Origin of the sequence: Streptomyces cyaneofuscatus (assembly GCF_033109485.1) — a bacterium.
In the GTDB taxonomy this organism is placed as follows: Bacteria; Actinomycetota; Actinomycetes; order Streptomycetales; family Streptomycetaceae; genus Streptomyces; species Streptomyces cyaneofuscatus.
This window is the reverse complement of sequence record NZ_CP137002.1, coordinates 6594795-6614717: the sequence shown is the minus strand read 5'-3', so window position 1 is coordinate 6614717 and position 19923 is coordinate 6594795. Positions and strand designations below refer to the sequence as shown.

Annotated in this window: 19 protein-coding genes and 1 pseudogene; 11 read left to right on the top strand and 9 right to left on the bottom strand. The window is 73.2% G+C overall.

What is annotated here, in order from left to right; genetic code table 11:
* Positions 1-7: 7 nt before the first annotated feature.
* Entirely contained in the window at positions 8-1528 is a 1521-nt protein-coding gene (locus R2B67_RS29140) for an aldehyde dehydrogenase (NADP(+)) (RefSeq protein WP_317822204.1), read from the bottom strand.
* Positions 1529-1670: 142 nt separating this feature from the next.
* Between R2B67_RS29140 and R2B67_RS29135 the strand changes: the two genes are divergently transcribed.
* From R2B67_RS29135 to R2B67_RS29110, 6 genes are all read left to right on the top strand, one after another.
* On the top strand, positions 1671-2441 hold the full coding sequence (locus R2B67_RS29135; protein WP_237325249.1) for an IclR family transcriptional regulator: 771 nt from the start codon (positions 1671-1673) through the stop codon (positions 2439-2441).
* Positions 2441-2920 (top strand): GNAT family N-acetyltransferase, encoded by a 480-nt coding sequence (locus R2B67_RS29130; protein WP_109977222.1) that lies wholly within the window; start codon positions 2441-2443, stop codon positions 2918-2920. The genes R2B67_RS29135 and R2B67_RS29130 overlap by 1 nt, the downstream gene beginning before the upstream one ends.
* A gap of 89 nt (positions 2921-3009) precedes the next feature.
* Complete coding sequence (locus R2B67_RS29125) at positions 3010-4059, top strand: hypothetical protein (RefSeq protein WP_317822202.1); 1050 nt, start codon at positions 3010-3012, stop codon at positions 4057-4059.
* Positions 4056-5357, top strand: coding sequence for a sensor histidine kinase (locus tag R2B67_RS29120; RefSeq protein WP_317822200.1), 1302 nt, complete (start codon positions 4056-4058; stop codon positions 5355-5357). Before R2B67_RS29125 ends, R2B67_RS29120 begins: the two co-directional genes overlap by 4 nt.
* Positions 5354-6019, top strand: a complete 666-nt coding sequence (locus R2B67_RS29115) for a response regulator transcription factor (RefSeq protein ID WP_317822199.1) — start codon at positions 5354-5356, stop codon at positions 6017-6019. The genes R2B67_RS29120 and R2B67_RS29115 overlap by 4 nt, the downstream gene beginning before the upstream one ends.
* A 90-nt stretch (positions 6020-6109) precedes the next feature.
* Positions 6110-7561, top strand: coding sequence for a peptidoglycan D,D-transpeptidase FtsI family protein (locus R2B67_RS29110; protein ID WP_317822198.1), 1452 nt, complete (start codon positions 6110-6112; stop codon positions 7559-7561).
* A gap of 76 nt (positions 7562-7637) precedes the next feature.
* Here R2B67_RS29110 and R2B67_RS29105 read toward each other — a convergent pair whose 3' ends face one another.
* Complete coding sequence (locus tag R2B67_RS29105) at positions 7638-8963, bottom strand: NCS2 family permease (protein ID WP_317822197.1); 1326 nt, start codon at positions 8961-8963, stop codon at positions 7638-7640.
* 170 nt (positions 8964-9133) lie between these two features.
* Here R2B67_RS29105 and R2B67_RS29100 point away from each other — a divergent pair, with 170 nt between their 5' ends.
* Positions 9134-10054, top strand: a complete 921-nt coding sequence (locus tag R2B67_RS29100) for an alpha/beta fold hydrolase (RefSeq protein ID WP_317822196.1) — start codon at positions 9134-9136, stop codon at positions 10052-10054.
* 57 nt (positions 10055-10111) lie between these two features.
* On the opposite strand, the gene R2B67_RS29095 is transcribed toward R2B67_RS29100, so the two are convergent.
* The 6 genes from R2B67_RS29095 to R2B67_RS36085 form a co-directional block, all read right to left on the bottom strand.
* Positions 10112-11266, bottom strand: a complete 1155-nt coding sequence (locus R2B67_RS29095; protein WP_317822195.1) for an LLM class flavin-dependent oxidoreductase — start codon at positions 11264-11266, stop codon at positions 10112-10114.
* A 27-nt stretch (positions 11267-11293) separates the two neighbouring features.
* Positions 11294-12466, bottom strand: coding sequence for an SfnB family sulfur acquisition oxidoreductase (locus R2B67_RS29090; RefSeq protein WP_317824976.1), 1173 nt, complete (start codon positions 12464-12466; stop codon positions 11294-11296).
* Between the two features lie 74 nt (positions 12467-12540).
* Positions 12541-13095, bottom strand: a complete 555-nt coding sequence (ssuE, locus tag R2B67_RS29085; protein ID WP_237325258.1) for an NADPH-dependent FMN reductase — start codon at positions 13093-13095, stop codon at positions 12541-12543.
* Positions 13096-13156: 61 nt separating this feature from the next.
* Entirely contained in the window at positions 13157-14374 is a 1218-nt protein-coding gene (locus R2B67_RS29080) for an acyl-CoA dehydrogenase family protein (RefSeq protein ID WP_317822193.1), read from the bottom strand.
* Positions 14371-15495 carry a dimethylsulfone monooxygenase SfnG gene (sfnG, locus tag R2B67_RS29075; protein ID WP_317822192.1) on the bottom strand — a complete coding sequence of 375 codons (1125 nt, stop codon included), beginning with the start codon at positions 15493-15495 and terminating at the stop codon, positions 14371-14373. The genes R2B67_RS29080 and sfnG overlap by 4 nt, the downstream gene beginning before the upstream one ends.
* A gap of 214 nt (positions 15496-15709) precedes the next feature.
* Entirely contained in the window at positions 15710-15784 is a 75-nt protein-coding gene (locus R2B67_RS36085; RefSeq protein WP_356067282.1) for a putative leader peptide, read from the bottom strand.
* Between the two features lie 159 nt (positions 15785-15943).
* Here R2B67_RS36085 and R2B67_RS29070 point away from each other — a divergent pair, with 159 nt between their 5' ends.
* The 4 genes and pseudogenes from R2B67_RS29070 (at position 15944) to R2B67_RS29055 (ending at position 19493) form a co-directional block, all read left to right on the top strand.
* Entirely contained in the window at positions 15944-16855 is a 912-nt protein-coding gene (locus R2B67_RS29070) for a LysR family transcriptional regulator (RefSeq protein WP_317822190.1), read from the top strand.
* 83 nt (positions 16856-16938) lie between these two features.
* A pseudogene (locus R2B67_RS29065) lies at positions 16939-17926 on the top strand (MFS transporter).
* A 37-nt stretch (positions 17927-17963) separates the two neighbouring features.
* Positions 17964-18185 carry a hypothetical protein gene (locus tag R2B67_RS29060; protein WP_018512182.1) on the top strand — a complete coding sequence of 74 codons (222 nt, stop codon included), beginning with the start codon at positions 17964-17966 and terminating at the stop codon, positions 18183-18185.
* A 99-nt stretch (positions 18186-18284) separates the two neighbouring features.
* Positions 18285-19493 (top strand): TerD family protein, encoded by a 1209-nt coding sequence (locus tag R2B67_RS29055; RefSeq protein ID WP_237325263.1) that lies wholly within the window; start codon positions 18285-18287, stop codon positions 19491-19493.
* Positions 19494-19622: 129 nt separating this feature from the next.
* On the opposite strand, the gene R2B67_RS29050 is transcribed toward R2B67_RS29055, so the two are convergent.
* On the bottom strand, positions 19623-19853 hold the full coding sequence (locus tag R2B67_RS29050) for a hypothetical protein (protein WP_003969918.1): 231 nt from the start codon (positions 19851-19853) through the stop codon (positions 19623-19625).
* Positions 19854-19923 lie beyond the last annotated feature (70 nt).

The window sequence follows — 19923 nt, the reverse complement described above, 5'->3', positions numbered from 1 at the left end:
TGCAGAGTCACGCGCGGCGGCCGTCCACGCGGCGGGGCAGGTCCAGGGGGTTGGTCTCGCGCAGTTCCGGCGGGAGGAGCGGGTCGGGGGTGTTCTGGTACGTCACCGGGCGCAGCCAGCGCTCGATGGCCGTCGCGCCGACCGAGGTCGAGGGGGAGGTGGTGGCGGGGTAGGGGCCGCCGTGGTGCTGGGCCGGGGCGACGGCGACGCCGGTCGGCCAGCCGTTGACCAGGATGCGCCCGGCGAGCGGGGTGAGGGCGGCGAGGAGCCCGGCCGCCTCCGGGTCGTCGCCCTCCGTCGCGGTCTGGAGGGTGGCGGTGAGGTTGCCGGGGAGCCGGGCGAGTACGGCGGCGACCTCGCCCTCGGAGCCGTAGCGCGCGATCACGGTGACCGGGCCGAAGCACTCCTCCAGGAGCGCGTCGTGCGGGCCTTCGGCGGTCAGGGCGGCGGCCGGGACGGTCAGGAAGCCGGCGGAGACGGTGTGTTCGCCGCCCGCGCCGGGGGTGACGGGGGTCTCGACGTCCGGGAGGGCGGCCCGTTCGCGTACGCCTGCGAGGAAGGCGTCCCGCATCCGGTGGTCCAGCATCACGCCGGAACCGGCGGAGCTGACCGTCTCGGTGAGGGCCTTCACCAGCCGGTCGCCCGTGTCGCCGGTCGGGGCGAGGACGAGGCCGGGCTTGGTGCAGAACTGGCCGACGCCCAGGGTCATCGAGGCGCCGAGCCCGGCGCCGATCTCCGGGGCACGCTCGGCGGCGGCCGCCTCGGTGACCACGACCGGGTTGAGCGAGCCGAGTTCGCCGTGGAAGGGGATGGGGGCGGGGCGGGCGGCCGCCGCGTCGAACAGGGCGCGGCCGCCGCGTACCGAGCCGGTGAAGCCCGCCGCGCTCACCAGTGGGTGGCGGATCAGCTCGACGCCCGCGTCGAAGCCGTGGACCAGGGTCACCACGTCCTCGGGCAGACCGGTGCGGGCGGCGGCGCGGCGGAGCACCGAGACGCAGAGTTCGGAGGTGGCAGGGTGGCCCGGGTGCGCCTTGACGACGACCGGGCAGCCCGCCGCGAGGGCGCTGGCGGTGTCGCCGCCGGGGACGGAGAAGGCGAGCGGGAAGTTGCTCGCCGCGTAGACGGCGACGACCCCGAGCGGGATCTTCCAGCGGCGCAGGTCGGGCCAGGGCGGGGTGCGGGAGCCGTCCTCGTGGTCGATGCGGATGTCGAGGTAGGCGCCCTCGTCGACGACCTCCGCGAAGGCCCGCAACTGGGCGGCGGTGCGCGCGAGTTCTCCGGTGAGCCGGGCCGGGCCGAGGGCGGTCTCCGCGTCGGCGGCCTCGATGATGTGCGGGCCGGACTTGTCCAGCAGCTCCGCCGCGGCGCGCAGGAAGGCGGCGCGTGCCGTGCGGTCGGCGAGGGCGTCGCGTACGGAGTGGGCCGCCCGGACCACCCGGTCGACCTCCTCGGCGGTGGCCTCCACGGCGACCTGCTCGCGCGGGTTCCCGCTGCGGGGGTCGACACTCCAGACTGGTGCTGCACTCACCGTGATTCCCCTCGGGTCCTGGAACACCGGCCAGAGACGTTCGGTATTCTGAACAGAGTTCCTGATCGTGAATGTGCTCGGACTCTATTTCCGGGCCTTCCGTGTTGGCAATGGCCGAAGGCCGGAGAAGGAGCGTGGGGCGATGTCGGTCGCCGAGTCCGGTGGGGCGCAGGTCAAGTCCGCGGTACGGACGGTGGAGCTGCTCGAATACTTCGCGGGGCGCCCCGGCATGCACTCGCTCGCCACCGTCCAGGAGGCCGTGGGCTACCCGAAGTCCAGCCTCTACATGCTGCTGCGCACCCTGGTGGAGCTCGGCTGGGTGGAGACGGACGCGACGGGCACGCGGTACGGGATCGGGGTGCGGGCCCTGCTGGTGGGCACCTCCTACATCGACGGCGACGAGGTCGTGGCCGCCGCCCGGCCCACCCTGGACCGGCTCTCCGACGACACCACCGAGACCATCCACCTGGCCCGGCTCGACGGCACGAACGTGGTCTACCTCGCCACCCGGCAGTCCCAGCACTATCTGCGCCCCTTCACCCGGGTCGGCCGCCGGCTGCCCGCGCACTCCACCGCGCTCGGCAAGGCGCTGCTGGCCACCCACAGCGACGAGCAGGTCCGCAAGCTGCTCCCCGAGACGCTCCCCGCGCTGACCGAACACACCATCACCGACCGCGAGAAGCTCATCGAGGAGCTGCGCCTGGTCCGGGAGCAGGGCTACGCGGTGGACCGCGAGGAGAACACCCTCGGCCTGCGCTGCTTCGGCGTGGCCATCCCCTACCGGACGCCCGCCCGCGACGCGGTCAGCTGCTCGGTGCCGGTCGCCCGCCTCACCCCCGGCCACGAACAGACGGTGAAGGACGCCCTGCTGGACGCCCGCGACCGGCTCACCCTCGCGACGCGGAGGCTCTGATGACCGAGATCGTCCTGCGCCCGGTGGAGGACGGCGACCTGCCGCTGTTCTTCGCCTGGACGAGCGACCCCGCGGCGACCCGCGTCGCCGCGTTCACCTCCGAGGACCCCACCGACCGCGCCGCGTTCGACGCCCACTGGGCACGGATCCGCGCCGGATCCGGCGGTGCGGTGATGCGCACGGTGGTGGCCGACGGTGTGGTGGTGGGCCATGTGGGGGCGTACGGCGAGCCCGGCGACCGCCACGTCACGTACTGGATGGACCGTGCGCACTGGGGCCGAGGACTGGCGACGGCCGCCCTGCGCGCGTTCCTCCGCGAGACGCCCACACGCCCGCTGCACGCGTGGGCCGCGGCCGACAACCTCGGCTCACGCCGGGTGCTGGAGAAGTGCGGCTTCGTGGTGACCGGCCGGGACCGCGGGTTCGCCCACGCCCGTGGTGAGGAGATCGACGAGGTGCTCGCGACGCTGCACGGCTGAGACCGCGCACGCCCCCTCCCCCGCGCGGCGGAGACGGATCGTCGCCGGGCAGGAGGTGCGGGCGGCGGCCGCACGGGAGCGTTGTCGTCATGACGACAGCGAACCGGGCCCCCGCCCCGCCCCCGACGGCCCCGTACCGCATCGGCCGGGTCCGGAGCGTGGCGCGGGTGCTCGCAGTCGCGGCCTGCGTGCCCTACGTCGGCCTCAAGCTCGCCTGGCTGGCGGGCAGTCGGGCCGGTATCCCGGACGGGAGTCCGCTGCTGGACGGCGGTGTCGTGCTGGCCGTCGGCAATGCGGCGACGGTCCTGATGGCCGGCTGTGTCGTCGTCCTCGCCCTGCTGCTCACCCGGCCCTGGGGGCTGCGGGTACCCGCCTGGCTGCTGGTGGTGCCGATGTGGGTGGCGAGCGGTCTGCTGCTGCCGATCCTGACGGCCTATCCGCTCCAGATGGCCGTCCGGCTCCTCGGCGGCGACGGTGGGCAGACTTCCGGAGGGGCGGGCGATCCCTTCCTCGAACCGTGGGTCTTCGGCGTCGTCTACGGCGGCTTCATCGTCCAAGGCCTCGCGCTGGGCACCCTCTTCGCGCTGTACGCGAAGGAGCGCTGGGGCCACCTCTGGCAGGGCCGGCTGCGGGACCTTCCCAGGACTCCGGCCTCCGGCGTGCTGCGGGTCGCGGCCGTGGCCGCCGCCTTGGTCGCCCTCGCCCCGGGCCTCGCCCATCTGCTCTGGGCCGCCGGGTCGACGGCCGGGCTCGACGAGGGGCGCGTGGCAGGGCGCACCAGCGACTTCCATGTGCTCGAAGCCGTCAACGCGCTCTTCGTGGCCGCCGCCGTCGCCGGGGTGCTGCTGCTCGCCTTCCGGCGCGGGGGCCGGCTCCCGTTGCGGGTGCCGCTCGTCCTCGTCTGGGCCGGTTCGGCGCAAGTGGCTTGCTGGGGAGGGTGGTTGAGCCTCGCCGCGCTGGTGGGTGCGGGTGACGTCGCCGATCGGCCGACGACGGCGATGGTGCTGATCTACGCTGGGCAGATGCTGGTCGGAATCCTCATCGCGCTGCCGGTCGCGCACCTCCTCGCGGAGCGCGCGGCGGCCACCTCCACGCCGTCCGGCCCCCGTTCCGGCACCCGTTCCGGCACCCGCGCGTGAGGCTGTTCGCCCCGCTGATCGGGCGGCGGGCGCGGCTGCGCTGGCTGCATCTGATCATCGGCGGCGCGCTGTTGATGCCGTACTTCCTGGTCGGCACGGTCCTGGTCAGCATGGCGGGCGGCGGGGCGGGGCTCTTCTCCTCCGTGCCCGCCCAGTTGGCCGCGTTCGCCTGTGCCCTGCCGATGGTGGCGGTCAGCGGCTTCTTCCCACTCGTCCGGCCGCTGACCGCGGCCGCGGCCCGCGCCCTGTGCGGGGTCCCGCCCGCCCTGCTGGCCGACGGGCCCGCCCGGACCCGGCAGGCCCGGGTGCGGACCACCGCCTGGTTCACGCTGCACCTGGGCCTCGGCGGGATCGTCAGCGGGATCACGCTGGCGCTGACGCCGTTCGCCCTCGCGGTGGCGGGGCTGCCGTTCTCGGCGGCGCTGCGCGAATCCTGGCTGGCGGCCGGCAGCGGTGTGCTGGTGGAGCCGTGGGCCCTGGCCCTCGCTCCGTTCGCGGGGCTCGCGATGCTGGTGGCGATGGCGGCTGTGGCGGCGGGCGCCGGGGAGCTGCTGGCCCGGCGGGTGCCGGTGCTGCTCGGGCCGACGCCCGAGGACCGGTTGGCCGCCGCCGAGCGCCGGGCGGCGGACCTGGCCGTGCGCAACCGGCTCGCCCGGGAGCTGCACGACTCGGTGGGCCACGCCCTGAGCGCGGTGACCCTCCAGGCAGGGGCGGCCCGGCGGGTCCTGGACCGGGATCCGGAGTTCGTCCGCCGGGCGCTGACCGCGATCGAGGAGACGACGCGGCGGACGGTCGGCGAGCTGGACGCGGTGGTGGGGCTGTTGCGCCGGGACGAGGAGGCGGGGAGCGGGGAGCCGGGGGACGCGGATACGGCGTACGGTCCTGGGCTCGACGCGCTCGACGGGCTGCTGGCGCACTGCGGGGTGCCGGTGGCGTACGAGCGGGAGGGCGACCCGGGCGACCCGCGCGTGGTGGTGCCGGTGGTCTCGCGGGAGGCGTACCGGATCGTGCAGGAGGGACTGAGCAACGTCCTGCGGCACGGCGGGGGCAGCACGCCCACCGCACGGCTGCTGGTCGCGGTACGGGAGAGGGAGCTGGAGATCGTGATGGAGAACCCGCCGGGCGAGCGGCCCGCCGTGGTGCGGCCCGGGGGCGGCCGGGGGCTGCGCGGTATCGCGGAGCGGGCCGCGCTGCTGGGCGGCCGGAGCGAGGCGGGACCGTACGACGGCACCGACGGCACCACCTGGCGGCTGGCCGTCCGGCTGCCGCTGACCGGTCGCCCCAAGGAGCGGCCATGAGCGGGGGGACAGCGGTGGTGCGGGTCGTGGTCGCGGACGACGAGGAGATGGTGCGTACGGCGCTGCGCGCGATCCTGGACGCGGAGGAGGGCATCGAGGTGGTCGGGGAGGCCGCCACCGGGGCGGAGGCCGTCTCCGTGGTGCGCGCCCTGCGGCCCGATGTGGTGCTGATGGACGTGCGGATGCCGGAGATCGACGGCATCCGGGCCACCGAGCAGATCCTCGCCACGCTGGAGGACCCGCCGAGGATCGTCGTCGTCACGACCTTCGAGAACGACGCGTACGTGTACGACGCCCTGCACGCCGGAGCCGCCGGGTTCCTGCTGAAGCGGTCGGCGGCCGAGGAGCTGGTGCAGGCGGTCCGCGTGGTGGCGTGCGGCGACTCGCTCCTCTATCCGGCGGCGGTCCGCGCCCTGGCCGGCCGGCACACCCGGCGGGAGACCCCTGCCCCGGCGTGGGTGGCGCGGCTGACCGGGCGGGAGGCGGATGTGCTGCGGCTGATGGCGGCGGGGCTGACCAACGCGGAGATCGCGGGGCGGCTCGCGGTCGGTCCGGCGACGGCGAAGACCCATGTGGCGGCGATCCTCGCGAAGACCGGCGCCCGGGACCGTACGCAGGCGGTCATCGCGGCGTACGAGTCCGGGTTCATCACCCCGGGCTGAGCGTCACAACGCGGTGGGCCGCGTGAGAAATCGGTGAGAAGCGGCACAACCGGGAACGGGCGGAACGCCCCCGCTCGTCCCTCCAGCGGGATGAACAAGACAATCAGGCGCGCTTCGGTCTTCTGCCTGCTCATGGTGCTCGCCCTGCTGGTGCGGGCGACGTGGGTGCAGGGCTACCAGGCCAAGGCGCTCGCAGACGACGAGCACAACCGGCGGAACACCATCGCGCAGTACGCGCATCCGCTCGGGGACATCATCGTGGCCGGTTCGCCGGTCACCGGATCGAAGGGGACCAGTGGCGGCGACCTCCGGTACAAGAGGACCTACACGCAGGGCGAGCTCTACGCGGCGGTGACGGGCTACAGCTCGCAGGCGTACGGGGCGACCCAGCTCGAAGGCATCTACAGCGACGTCCTGGACGGCACGGACGACCGCCTGAAGAACCCGGCCGACCTGATCACCGGCAAGCAGGCCGCCCCGGGCAACGTCCTCACCACGATCGACCCGGGCGTCCAGAAGGCGGCGTACGAGGCGCTCGACGACGACAAGGGCGCGGCCGTGGCCATCGACCCGAAGACCGGCCGCATCCTGGGCATGGTCTCCACGCCCTCGTACGATCCCTCCGCCATCAGCGGTACGAACGACGGCGACGCCTGGAAGAAGCTGCTGGACGACCAGGAGAAGCCGCTGGTCAACCGGGCGTTGCGGCAGCCGCTGGCGCCGGGTTCCACGTTCAAGCTCGTGGTCGCGGCGGCGGCGCTGGAGAACGGTCTGTACGGCTCCGTCGACGAGGCGACCGACAGCCCCGACCCGTACACGCTCCCCGGCACCCGTACCGTCCTGCGCAACGAGAACGCCTCCGCCCCCTGCGAGAACGCGACCCTGCGCACCGCCCTCCGCTACTCCTGCAACAACGTCTTCGCCAAGGTGGCCGCCGACCTCGGCCAGGACAAGGTGAAGGAGATGGCGGACGCCTTCGGCTTCGACACCAAGAAGCTGGACGTCCCGGTGCGGGCCGCCGAGAGCGTCTACCCGACCGGTATGGACAAGGCGCAGACGGCGCTGACGGGGATCGGCCAGTTCGAGGTCACCGCGACCCCGCTCCAGATGGCGATGGTCACCGCGGCCCTCGCCAACGGCGGTGAGCTGGCCGCGCCGCACATGGTGTCGTCGGTGACGGACGGGGACGGCTCCACGCTGGAGGAGACCGGCGACGGGGAGAACAAGCGGGTGGTGGAGGAGAAGACCGCCGAGCAGCTCCGCAGCGCGATGGTGACCGTCGTCGAGGAGGGCACCGGCACCAACGCGAGGATCGCCGGGGCCGAGGTCGGCGGGAAAACGGGGACCGCGCAGAACGGCGTGGACAACAGCAACACCCCGTACGCCTGGTTCACGTCGTACGCGAAGGACGACAGCAGCGGCAAGGAGGTCGCCGTCGCGGTGATCGTCGAGGACTCCGGCTCGGCGCGCTCCGAGGTCAGCGGCAACGGGCTGGCGGCGCCGATCGCGCAGAAGATGATGAAGGCGGCGCTGGAGCGGTGAGCAGGTCACGGGGGTCGGGGGACAGTGGCCGGGGGCCGGTGGCCGAGCGCGCACCGGCCCCCCGTACGGCGTCCCGCTACTTCACGCCGAGCAGCTGCTCGACCGGGTCGATCGCGAAGTAGAGGGCGAACAGCGCCGAGGAGGCCCAGAGCAGCCAGTGGACCCGGCGGGCCCGGCCCAGGGCGGTCTGGATGACGACGTACGCGAGGAATCCGGCCCCGATACCGTTGGTGATCGAGTACGTGAACGGCATCACCGCGATCGTCAGGAACGCCGGGATCGCGATCTCGTACCGCTCCCAGTCGATGTGCCGCACCTGTGCCATCAAGAGAAAGCCGACCGCGACGAGCGCGGGGGCGGCGGCCTGGGCGGGGACGACGGTGGCGAGCGGGGTGAGGAAGAGGGCGACGGCGAAGAGGCCGCCGGTGACCAGAGAGGCGAACCCGGTCCTGGCACCTTCCCCGACCCCGGCGGCGGACTCGATGTAGGAGGTGCTGGAGGAGGCGGAGGCCGCCCCTCCGGCGACGGCGGCGGCCCCGTCGATGAGCAGGACCCGGCCGAGGTTCGGCACCTTGCCGTTCTCGTCCAGCAGTCCGGCCTCACTGGAGACGCCGACGACGGTGCCCATCGTGTCGAAGAAGTCGCTGAGGAGCAGGGTGAAGACGAGCAGGACGATGGTGATGATCCCGACCTGCTGGAACGCGCCGAAGAGGCTGAAGGCGCCGAGCAGCCCGAAGTCGGGGGCGGCGACGATGTCGGCGGGGACTGCCGGGACGGTCAGCCCCCAGGCGGCCGGGGCGATGTCGGCGATCTCGTTGACGACGATCGCGACCACGGTCATGGCCACGATGCTGATGAGCAGCGCGCCCCGGACCTTGCGGGCCAGCAGGGCGACCGTGAGCAGCACCCCGAGGCAGAAGACCAGGACCGGCCAGCCGGAGAGGTGGCCGGTGGCACCGAGCTGGACGGGGACGGAGCCGGTCTCGCCGGGGATGCGGGTGGCGAATCCGGCGTCGACGAAGCCGATGAACGCGATGAAGAGGCCGATGCCGACGCTGATCGCCTGCTTGAGGGCGGGCGGGATGGCGTGCATGACCGCCTCGCGGAGGCCGGTGACGACCAGGACGCAGATCAGCAGCCCTTCCAGGACGATCAGACCCATGGCGTCGGGCCAGCTCATCAGCGGGGCGATCTGGTACGCGACCACGGCGTTGAGGCCGAGTCCGGCGGCGAGGGCGAGCGGCAGGTTGCCGCCGACGCCCATGATGACGGTCATCACGGCGGCCACCAGGGCGGTGGCGGTGACCAGTTGGGGGCCGGAGAGCTGCGCCCCGAACTTGTCCTCGGCCGAGCCGAGGATGATCGGGTTGAGCACCAGGATGTAGGCCTCGGTGACGGACATCCGGTGGTGACGGGTAGCTGGATTGTTCCGTCAGGGAGGGGAGTTCAGGTTTTCGCCGTGTTACGCCTTGCCGGGGAGCGAAGAGCTTCCCGTCGGTCAACTTAGGTTATCCTTGCCTTACTTGGCGCCTGGTGGTGCGTCCACGACCGAGCGTGTCCGGGAGGCGGGGAATGGGTCCGGCAGAGCACGGAACGGGACGCGGCGGAGCCGCCGCCCCCGCCCACAGCCAGGGCGAACCGGGGATCGCGCGCACCCGGGACGGGCGGGAGCTGTACTACCAGCGGCTGGCGGGCCCGGCCGGAGCGGGGACCGTGCCCACCGTGGTCTTCGAGGGCGGGCTCGCCGCCGGACGCTCGTACTGGGCGCCCGTGCAGACCGCGCTCGCCGATGTCGCGCCCACGGTGGTGTACGACCGCAGCGGTCTCGGCCGCAGCCCCGCCGCCCCGGCCGGGTTCTCGCGCCGGCTGCCCGCCCTCGCCGACGACCTGGCCGATCTGCTGGACCACCTGGGGCCCCAGGGCCCGTACGTCCTGGTCGGGCACAGCTGGGGCGGCCCCCTGGTGCGGCTGGCCGCGGCCGCCCGGCCCGCGCGGGTGGCCGGGCTGGTGCTCGTGGACCCCTCGGACGAGGCGTGCGAGCTGCTGTTCCGGCCCGCGATGCGGCGGGTCGAGCGGGTCGGGCAGCTGGCGACGGTCGCGCTGGCCCGGCTCGGGCTGCTGGGCCGCGCCTACCGCTCCCTCACCGCCGCCCTGCCGCCCGACGCCGCCGCCGACATGCGGGCCGAGGGGTACACCGTCGCCATGACCCGCACCCGGGGCCGCGAGCTGGAGGACGCGGCGGGCGACCTGCGGGCGCTCCTGGAGAACCCGCCGGGGCTCGCGGGGCTGCCGGTGACGGTGGTGTCGGCGGGACGGGTCTCCCCGGGTATGCCGAAGGCCGTACGGGAGCGGGCCACGGTCTCGCACGCGTACCGGGCCCGGCAGTCGCCGCACGGCCGGCATGTGGTGCTGCCGGAGGCGGACCACATGGTGCTGACCACCTCGGCGGCGGAACTCGCGGAGGAGGTACGGCGGTCGGTGGCCGGCCTCTAGGGGGTGTCTTGCCGACAGCCCCTCACCGCGCCCCGCGCCCGTACGCCGGACAGCCCCTTACCGCGCCCCGCCCGCGAACGGGATCTCCGCCGCGCCGCCCGGCCGGACCGGCCCCGCCGGGTGCGTCCAGAGCCCCGCATCCGCCAGCCGGGGCAGGACGCCCTCGCCGAACCAGTACGCCTCCTCCAGGTGCGGGTATCCGGAGAGCACGAACTCGTCGATGCCCAGGGCGTGGTACTCCCGGATCCGGTCCGCGACCTCCGCGTGACTGCCGACCAGGGCGGTGCCCGCGCCGCCCCGGACGAGGCCGATGCCGGCCCACAGGTTCGGGTGGATCTCCAGACCGTCCCGGCCGCCGCCGTGCAGCTCCAGCATCCGCCGCTGGCCCTCCGACTCGCTGCGCCGCAGCCCCTCCTGGACCGAGCGCACGGTCGCCGGGTCGAAGCCCGCGAGCAGCCGGTCCGCCTCCGCCCAGGCCGCCTCGGAGGTGTCGCGGGTGATCACGTGCAGCCGGATGCCGAACCGTACGGTACGGCCCTGCTCGGCGGCGAGCGACCTGATCCAGGCGATCTTCTCCGCGACCTGGGCCGGGGGCTCGCCCCAGGTGAGGTAGACGTCCGCGTGGCGGGCGGCGACGCGTCCGGCGGCCGGGGAGGAGCCGCCGAAGTAGACCTCGGGGACGGGGTCGGGGAGCTGGGTGAGCCGGGCCTGCTCGACGTGCAGGTGGTCGCCGTCCAGGTCGACGGTCTTGCCGTCCCACAACTGCCGGACGATCTCCAGGAATTCGCCGGTGCGGGCGTACCGGGCGTCCTTGTCCAGGAAGTCCCCGTAGGCGCGCTGTTCATGGCTCTCGCCGCCGGTGACGACGTTGAGCAGCAGCCGCCCGCCGGTCTGCCGCTGGTAGGTGGAGGCCATCTGGGCGGCCAGCGTCGGTGAGATGAAGCCGGGGCGGAAGGCGACCAGGAACTTCAGCCGCTCGGTGTGCTGGCTCACCATCGCGGTGGTCAGCCAGGCGTCCTCGCACCAGGCCCCGGTGGGGGTGAGCACCCCGGTGAAGCCGACGTCCTCGGCGGCGCGGGCGATCTGGGCGAGGTAGCGGACCGTCGGCGGCCGGTCGCCGCCCGCCGCCGTGACCGGGGTGCCGTGGCCGCCGCCGACGACATGGCGGCTGTCGCCGTTGGTGGGCAGGAACCAGTGGAAGGTCAGGGACATCGTCTCTCCGAAACAGGGGGTGGCAGGTCAGAGCAGGCCATGGCGGGGCGGGCGGGTGCCGTTGAGGACGTACCGCCCGATGTGCTGGATCTTCCAGCGCGCCGGGTCGTGCAGGGTGTGGGTGCGGGCGTCGCGCCAGTGCCGGTGCAGGTTGAGGCTGTCGAGGGCGGCGCGCGTCCCGGAGACCTCGAAGAGCGCGTCCGCGATCTCCAGCGCCGCGCTCCCGGCGTACGCCTTCGCCGCCGCGACCGCGATGGACGCCTCGGCCGCGCTGTCGTCGTCCAGGTCGGCCCGTGCCGCGTCCACCGCCCGGGCGGCGGTGGCCAGCAGGGCGTCGGCGGCCCGGCGGCGGAGGTCGAGTTCACCGAAGCGCTGGATGAGGAGGGGGTCCTCGGCGGCGGTGTCGTACCCGCTCTCGAACCAGGGCCGGCTCCGGGTCGTCACGAATTCCACCGCCTCGGCCAGCGCGCCCGCCGCGATCCCCGCGTCGATGGCGGTGTGCAGCAACTGGGCTATCGCACCGTGGAGTTGGGGGCCGGTGAAGGTGAGGTGGTGGGGGACGACGTGGGCTGCGGGGACCACGACATCCGCCAGTTCGACCGTGCCGCTCGCGGTCGTCCGCTGGCCCATGCCGTCCCAGTCGTCGGTCACCGTGAGGCCGGGCGCGTCGGCGGGGACGTACGCGACATGGAGCAGGTCGTCATCGGCGCGGGCGAGGACGGGGATCCAGTCGGCGAAGAGGGCCCCGGTGGAGTAGTTCTTCACCCCGGTCAGGAGGTACGAGCCGTCCTCGGCCGTGCTGAGCCGGGTCCGGATGTCCTGGAGGTGCTTGGTCCCGGCCTCGGACTGGGCATTGCCGAAGCGACGGCCGCCCAGCACCTCCGCGAAGAAGAAGGCCTGCTGCTCCGGACTCCCCTGCTGCCGCAGGACGTTGACGTACGCGAAGTGGCTCTGCGGAATCTGCGCCAGGCTGGCGTCGGCGGAGGCGAGCAGCCGGAAGACCTCCGCGAGGGTGGCGGCACAGACGTCGGCCCCGCCGTGCTCGGCCGGGACCGTGACGGCGAGGAGGCCGGTGGCGGTGAGGCGGTCGAGTTCGGCGCGGGGCAGCTCGCGCCGGGCGTCCCGCCCGGAGGCGCCCGGGCGGAACTCCTCGGCGAGTCGGGCGGCGGTGCGCAGCGCCTCGGCGTCGTCGCGGATCACCCGCGCGGTGAGGGGTGGTCGTCGTCGGGTCGGCGCGGTCACAGGGCCAGCCTCCAAGGGGGTACAGGCAGGGGTCAGCGGGTGGCGGGAACCGGGGCGGTCCGGTCCAGGGCGGCGGCGAACTGGGCGACCACCTGGTCGAGCGGGGCGGCCGACGCGGGGTCGAGGACGACCGAACCGTCCTCGCCCGCCGTGATGTGCCGGTCCAGGACGAACCAGCCCGGGACGATGTGCGCGGCGCCCATGGAGGAGAGCACCGGGCGCAAGGCGTAGTCGAGGGCCAGGACATGGGCGGTGGTGCCGCCGGTGGCGAGCGGGAGGACGGTCTTGCCGGTCAGCGCGTACTGCGGCAGCAGGTCGAGGAGCGTCTTGAGGAGCCCGGAGTAGGCGGCCTTGTAGACGGGGGTGCCGATGACGATGCCGTCGGCGCGGGCGAACAGCTCGGTGGCCCGGACGATCTCGGGGTGCGCGAAGTCGGCGCCGAGGAGGGCCTCGGCGGGCAGCGTACGGACGTCGAGCGGGATCACCTCGTGGCCCTGGGCGCTCAGGTCGGCGTCGAGGTGGCGCAGGAGGCGGGCGGTGCGGGAGGTGGCGGAGGGGCTGCCGGAGACCGACAGGACGGTGGCCATGGGACCTCGTTTCTGGGCCGGGGGCGGTGGGAGGACCGCCCCCGGCCCGGCGGGGGGCGGGTCAGGAGTACCAGGTGGGTTCGGGCAGTTCGCCGGTCAGGACGTGGCGTCCGACCTCGCGGCGCTTGTAGGCGACCGGGTCGTGCAGGGTGTGGGTGCGGACGTTGCGCCAGAAGCGGTCGAGCCCTTCGGCGGAGGCGGTCGCGCGGGCCCCGGTGACCTCGAAGATCCGGCTGGTGACCTCCAGGGCCACATCGGTGGCGCGGGCCTTCGCCGCCGCGACCCGGACCTCGAACTCACCGCGCGTCCGCTCGGTCACCTCGTCCGGGGCGTCGTGCAGCTTCTGCCCCTCGGCGGCGACGGCGTCGGCCAGGGCCTCGACGGCCCAGAGCTTGGCGGTCAGGTCGCCGTACGTGTCGATGACGTACGGCTCGTCGACCGCCTGCTCGTACCCGCCGTGCAGCCAGGAGCGGGCCTTGGTGCGGGTGTAGGTGGCGGCGGTCTCCAGGGCGCCGGCGGCGATGCCGAGGTAGAAGCTGATGAAGAACAGCTGGATCGTCGGCACGTTGAGCGTGTTGTAGACGCGGGGCCGGAACTCCTTGTCCACGTAACCGGCGGCGGAGGCCCACGGGGTGCGGACGCCGTCGATGGTGACGCCGCCGCTCTCGGTGAGGCGCTGGCCGATGTTGTCCCAGTCGTCGTGGAAGACCAGCCCCTCGCTGTCGGAGGGCACGATGGCGAAGATGTGCTGGTCGGTGCCTTCCAGGACGCCTTCGAGGACGGTGACGTCGGAGACCTTGCTGCCGGTGGAGAAGGTCTTGGCGCCGGTGAAGACGAGGTCGTCGCCGTCCTCGGTGACCACGACGTCGCTGTCGCGCGGATTGACGGCGCCGCCGAAGAACCAGGTCTGCCGGACGGCCTCGGCCTCGACGTGCTCCCACTGCTCGCGGGTGCCGACGAGGCGGGCCGCCCAGTTCCAGAGGTAGTGGTAGCCGAGGAGCTGCCCGATGGAGCCGTCGGCCTTGGCGACCTCGCGGATCACCCGGTAGGCGGTCGTCCAGTCCTGGCCCCCGCCGCCGTGTTCGGCCGGGCCGAGCAGGGTGACGAGCCCGGATTCCTTGAGCAGCTGGACCTCGGTGTACGGGGTGGCGCCCGCCTTGTCGCGGGCGGCGGCGTCGGTGGCGAGGAGGGCGGCGACCTCGGCCGCGCGGCCGATCCAGGCGTCGGGGCTGTCGGGAGCCGGGACGGTCTTCCACCGGGTGGGCGCTGCGGTGCTCATGACGATCCTTCCGGGGAGAGGGGTGCGCGGTGGGCCTCCAGCTCACGGACGAGCGGCAGCACCTTCTTGCCGAAGTACTCGACCTCCTCGTGGTAGTGCAGGAAGCCGAGGAGCAGCAGGTCGACGCCGAGGTGCTTGTAGGCGACGATGCGCTCCGCGATCTGTTCCGGGGTGCCGATGAGCCCCGTACGGAAACCGTCGTTGTACTGGACCAGGTCCTCGAAGGAGGAGTCCTGCCACATGCCCTTGCCGTCGGCGGTGGAGCTTCCCGCCTGCTTGACGGCCGAGCCGAAGCCGTGGACGGCCTCCGTGTCGGCCTTGGCGACGATCTCGCGGAGGGTGTCGCGGGCCTCCGCCTCGGTGTCGCGGGCGATGAGGAAGCCGTTGAGGCCGAAGCGGGGCGGGGTGCGTCCGGCGCTCTCGGCGGCGGCCCGGACGTCCGCGATCTGCTCGGTGACGCCGTCGAAGTCCTTGCCGTTGGAGAAGTACCAGTCGGAGACCCGTCCGGCCATCCGCCGGGCGGCGGTGGAGTTGCCGCCCTGGAAGATCTCCGGGTGCGGGCGCTCCGGCGAGGCGATCGGCTTGGGCTTCAGGGTGAAGTCCCGGATGCGGTAGAAGTCCCCGGCGAGTTCGGCGTGGTCCTCGGTCCAGACGGCGCGCAGGGCCCGGATGAACTCCTCGGAGCGGCGGTAGCGCTCGTCGTGCTCCAGCCAGGGTTCGCCGAGCGCGGTGAACTCGTCCTTGAACCAGCCGCTGACCACGTTGACGGCGAAGCGTCCGTTGCTCAGGTGGTCGGCGGTGGCGCCCAGTTTGGCGAGGACGCCGGGGTGCCAGAGGCCGGGGTGGACGGCGGCGATGACCTTGAGCCGCTGGGTGGCGAGCAGCAGGGCGAGGCTGAAGGAGGTGGACTCGTGCTGGTACTCGGCGCCGTAGCTGGCCATGTAGCGGACCTGGCTGAGCGCGTAGTCGAAGCCGTTGTTCTCGGCGAGGACGGCGAGTTCGCGGTTGTAGTCGTACCCCCAGTCGGTGCGCTGCTCGATCGTGCTGGTGACGAGGCCGCCGCTGACGTTGGGCACCCAGTACGCGAAGCGGACCGGGTCGGCGGAGGAGGACGTGGGCATGGGGTTCTCCCGGAGGGCTGAGCATGGCGGAGGGGCCTGGTGATCGAGAAACCCGATCAGGGGCGAGGGGGCGGGAGGAGAGGAGCATCCGGGCTGCGACGGTCACCGCACGAGCGCGACGGCGTACGCGGAGGTGCACGGCGTAACGCAGGCGGGCACGGCTCACGCGGACCGGGCACGGCTCACGCGGGGGTGCGAAGGAGGGAGGCTCTCCTCAGACTTCGCGACAACAGAAGGCGCTGGAAACGCGGCCGAGGTCGATGTGGCGGCGACGGGTCAAGCGGCGCACATCCCTCTCCTTTCGCGTTCCGCGGCGGACACCCGGTGGACCCGGGGACGCCTTCCGGTTCCAGAGTAGGGCGCCGGAACGCTCCGGGTCGAGAAGGCATCGACGAGGGAGCGATAGGGTTTCCCTTCCACTTGGTGACCGGTCGAGGGAAGGGCCGCCGTGCGGATCGAACAGCTGGAGTACATCGAGGCCGTCACCCGACTCGGGTCGCTGCGCCGGGCGGCGGAGGAACTGCACCTGTCCCAGCCCGCGTTGAGCGAGACCGTACGGAACCTGGAGCGCGAGCTCGGGGTGGCCGTGCTGGACCGGAAGCGGTCCGGGGCGACGATCAGTGACGCGGGGCGCGAGCTGCTGCCGCACATCATCGGGGTGCTGGACGCGGTCGACCGGCTGCGCCGGGCCGCCGACGAGCAGCACCGCACCAGCCGTACGGTCCGGCTCGGCACGGTCTTCGCGGCCACGGTCCCCCTGCTCGTACCGGCGATCCGGGAGTTCCACGCGCTGCACTCGGCCACCGAGGTGGAGGTGATCGCCGCCCAGCAGTCGGTGATCCACCGCTCGCTGCTGGAGGGCGGTGTGGACCTCGGCCTGGTGAACTACCTGGAGGGTGACGACCTGGCCCCCGACCTGCACACCACGGAGCTGCTCCGCGGCCGTCCGGTCGTCTGCCTGCGCCCCGACAGCCCGCTGGCGCCGCTGGAGTCGGTCGGGGTGGACGACCTGCTGAGCGAGCCGCTGATCGTGATGCGTTCCGGCTATCTGATGCACCGCTTCACGCACCGGCTGCTGAAGGGCCGGGTGCCCTCGTTCTCGTACTCCGCCGACGGGGCGGAGATGGGCAAGCTGATGGTGGCGGAGGGGCTCGGGGTCACCGTGCTCCCGGACTACAGCGTGGTCGGGGATCCCCTGGAGCGCACCGGCGCGATCACCTGCCGCCCGCTGAAGGACGACACGACCACGGTGCTCCTGGTGGTGCAGCGCAGCCGCTCGGGCTCGGTCACCCGGGCCGCCCGCGACCTGCACCGGATCTTCGTGGAGCGCGCGGAGGCGCACCGCAGGGCGCAGCCGTAGGGCATCCGCCCGATGCCTCCGGGCCGCCTTACTCCCCAGCATGAGCCGCACGGGCAACAGGTGCGAGAGGCGGGGGCGGTGGCATGGGCGGCGGCAGGGGCGGTTCGGCGACGATGCGGGTCCTGCGGGACCGGACGGCGGGGCGTTGCCTGGCGGGGGTGGTCGTCTCCGGATTCGGTACGTCGGCGATGTGGCTCACCGCCGGGATCTGGGTCAAGTCACTGACCGGCTCGAACAGTCTGGCGGCGCTGACCGTCTTCGCGCTGTGGGCCCCGGTGCTGGCCGGACCAGCGCTCGGCGCCCTCGCGGACCGGCTGCCCCGCAAGGCGCTGCTGGTCCGGGTCAATGCGGCGCTGGCCTGCCTGCTGGCCTCGCTGGTGCTGGTGGATTCGGTACGGAGCGTCTGGCTGCTCTTCGTGGTGCTGGTGCTCTGCGGCACGGGCGGGGTGCTCCTCGACGCGGCGGAGTCGGCGCTCGTGGCGCGGTGAACTCGCCGCCGGGCTGCGGCGGATCCGCACGTCGGCCGTGCTGCGCCCGCTGGTGGCGGCCGGGGCGGCGACGATGCTGGTGGCGGGGGTGAACGGCGCGCTGACGTACGCGTACGTGGACGAGGTGCTCGGGCGGGCGCCGGCGTACGCGGGGGTGCTGTACGCGGTCCAGGGCGCCGGTTCGGTGGCGGTGGGGCTGCTGGCGGGGCCGCTGCTGCGCCGGCTGCCGGAGCGGGTGTTCGCGGCGGGCGGGATGTCGCTGTTCGGGCTGGCGGTGGCAGCCCGGGCGGTGCCGCAGGAGACGGTGGCGCTGGCGGCGAGTGCGGCGATCGGGTTCGGGCTGCCGTGCGTGCTGGTCGCGGCGGTGACGGCGGTGCAGCGGGAGACCCCGGACGCGGTGCTGGGCCGGACGGCCGCCACGGCGGGCTCGCTGATGACGGTCCCGAACGCGGTGGCCCTGGCGGTGGGGGCGGGGCTCGTCGCGGTGGTGGACGCCCGGGTGATCGCGGCGGGCGCGGGGGTGGTGGGGGTGGTGGCCGCGGCGGTGCTGGCGCGCGGGGTCTTCGTACGTCCACTTATATGAATGGACGCGGCGGCGGTCGGAGCGACAGGATGCGCGCATGCCGCGACCTTCCGGATTCCAGTACGAACAGCACGGCGACCGGAGTGTCACCGTCACCCACCACGGCCGCCCGGCGGGCACCCTGCGCGGCGGCCGGGCGGAGAAGTTCCTGGCCGAGGTGGCGGCGGGCGACGCCCAGCTGGTGATGGCGCGCTGGACCGGCGCGTACAAGCACGGCAACGAACGTACGGCCCGCGACCACCCGCGCAACCGCCGCTGAGGACGCCCCGACGGCCGGAGGCGGGCGCTGGCAGAAGTGGCTGCCGAACGGCCGCAAAGGTAAGGGAACGGCAAAGCGGGGTCGTTCGTTACCCCGTGCATGACCGCAATGACCCCCGGCTCGAACATCCCTCTCTCCGCCGTCCGTGTGGCGGTGGACGTCGCCGCTCCGGTGCGGCTCGACGTCTCGGGCCTGCTGCTCACCGCCGACGGCAAGGTGCGCTCCGACGACGACTTCATCTTCTACAACCAGCCCTCCGGCCCCGGTGTGACCTACCGCGCCGGCGGGGGCTCCGCACCCGACGCCATCGTGGTGGACACCACCGCGGTCCCGCCCGGCATCGAGAAGATCGTGGTCACCGCGAGCCCCGACGCCGCAGGCCAGACCTTCCAGGGCATCGAGCCCACGGCCACCGTGCGCAACGCCGACGACGGCACCGCGCTGGCCACGTTCACCCCGCCCCAGCTGGGCGGCGAGACGGCGCTCGTGGTCATCGAGGTCTACCGGCGCAACGGCGCCTGGAAGGCCCGCGCGGTCGGCCAGGGGTATGCGAACGGGCTGGCCGGCATCGCCACGGACTTCGGCGTATCGGTCGAGGAGCCGGCCGCCCCGCCGGTCCCGGCCGCGGCCGCCCCGGTGGCTCCGGCGGCCGCCCCGGTCGACCCGAGGATCGCCCCGCCGGCCCCCGCCGCTCCCCCGGCACCGCCCGCCGCCGCGCCCGTGGGGGCCGGGAAGATCAACCTCGACAAGGGCCGGGTCAACCTCCAGAAGAACCAGACGGTCTCCCTGGTCAAGGGCGGCGCCCCGCTCCTCTCCCAGGTCAAGATGGGCCTCGGCTGGGAGCCCGCGTTCCGCGGCAAGGACATCGACCTGGACGCCTCGGTCATCGCCTACGGCCCCAACCGGAACCACCTGGACAGCTGCTACTTCGGCAAGCTCTCCATCCTCAACGGGGCGATCAAGCACTCCGGAGACAACCTCACGGGTGAGGGCGCCGGGGACGACGAGACGATCGTCGTGGACCTGGGCCGCATCCCGGCCGAGGCGACGGGCCTGGTCTTCACGGTGAACTCGTTCACCGGCCAGAAGTTCAACGAGGTCGCCAAGGCCTACTGCCGCCTGATCGACGCGGCCACCGGCGAGGAGCTGGTCCGCTTCGACCTGACCGGCGCCGAGCCGCAGACCGGCGTCATGATGGCCAAGCTGATCAAGCAGTTCACCGGTGAGTGGGAGATGACGGCCATGGGCGAGTTCGTGAAGTCCCGCACCGTACGGGGCATGGTGAAGCCCGCCGCCAAGTCCCTCTGACCTCCGGGGCCCGGTAGCCCTCCGTGGCCCGGGCCACAACGGCATCCGGGGCACCTGATGTGATTCAGGTGCCCCGGATCCGGAGAAGGAGGAGACGGGCGCTGACGCTGCTCGTGCTCGTCCGGTGTCTCAGAGCTTGGTCAGCTTGGAGTACGGGCTCAGGATCCTCCCCTGTCGCCCGGAGAAATCGATGAGGACTGCGTCGTTGTCGCCCTCGACAGCAAGGATTCTGCCGAGCCCGAACTGGTCGTGCGACACCCTGTCGCCCACATCGAAGCATTCGACCGGTGGGGCCTCCTGGGCCGGGCGGTTGAAGGGACTGGAAGGCAGGTGACGCCGGGATCCGGCTGACTGTTTCATTAAGTCGAGTATGCGCCCTGTGAAGGCCCGACGCCATGCCCGTTTGCCGCCCGAGCCCCAGAAGTGCCGG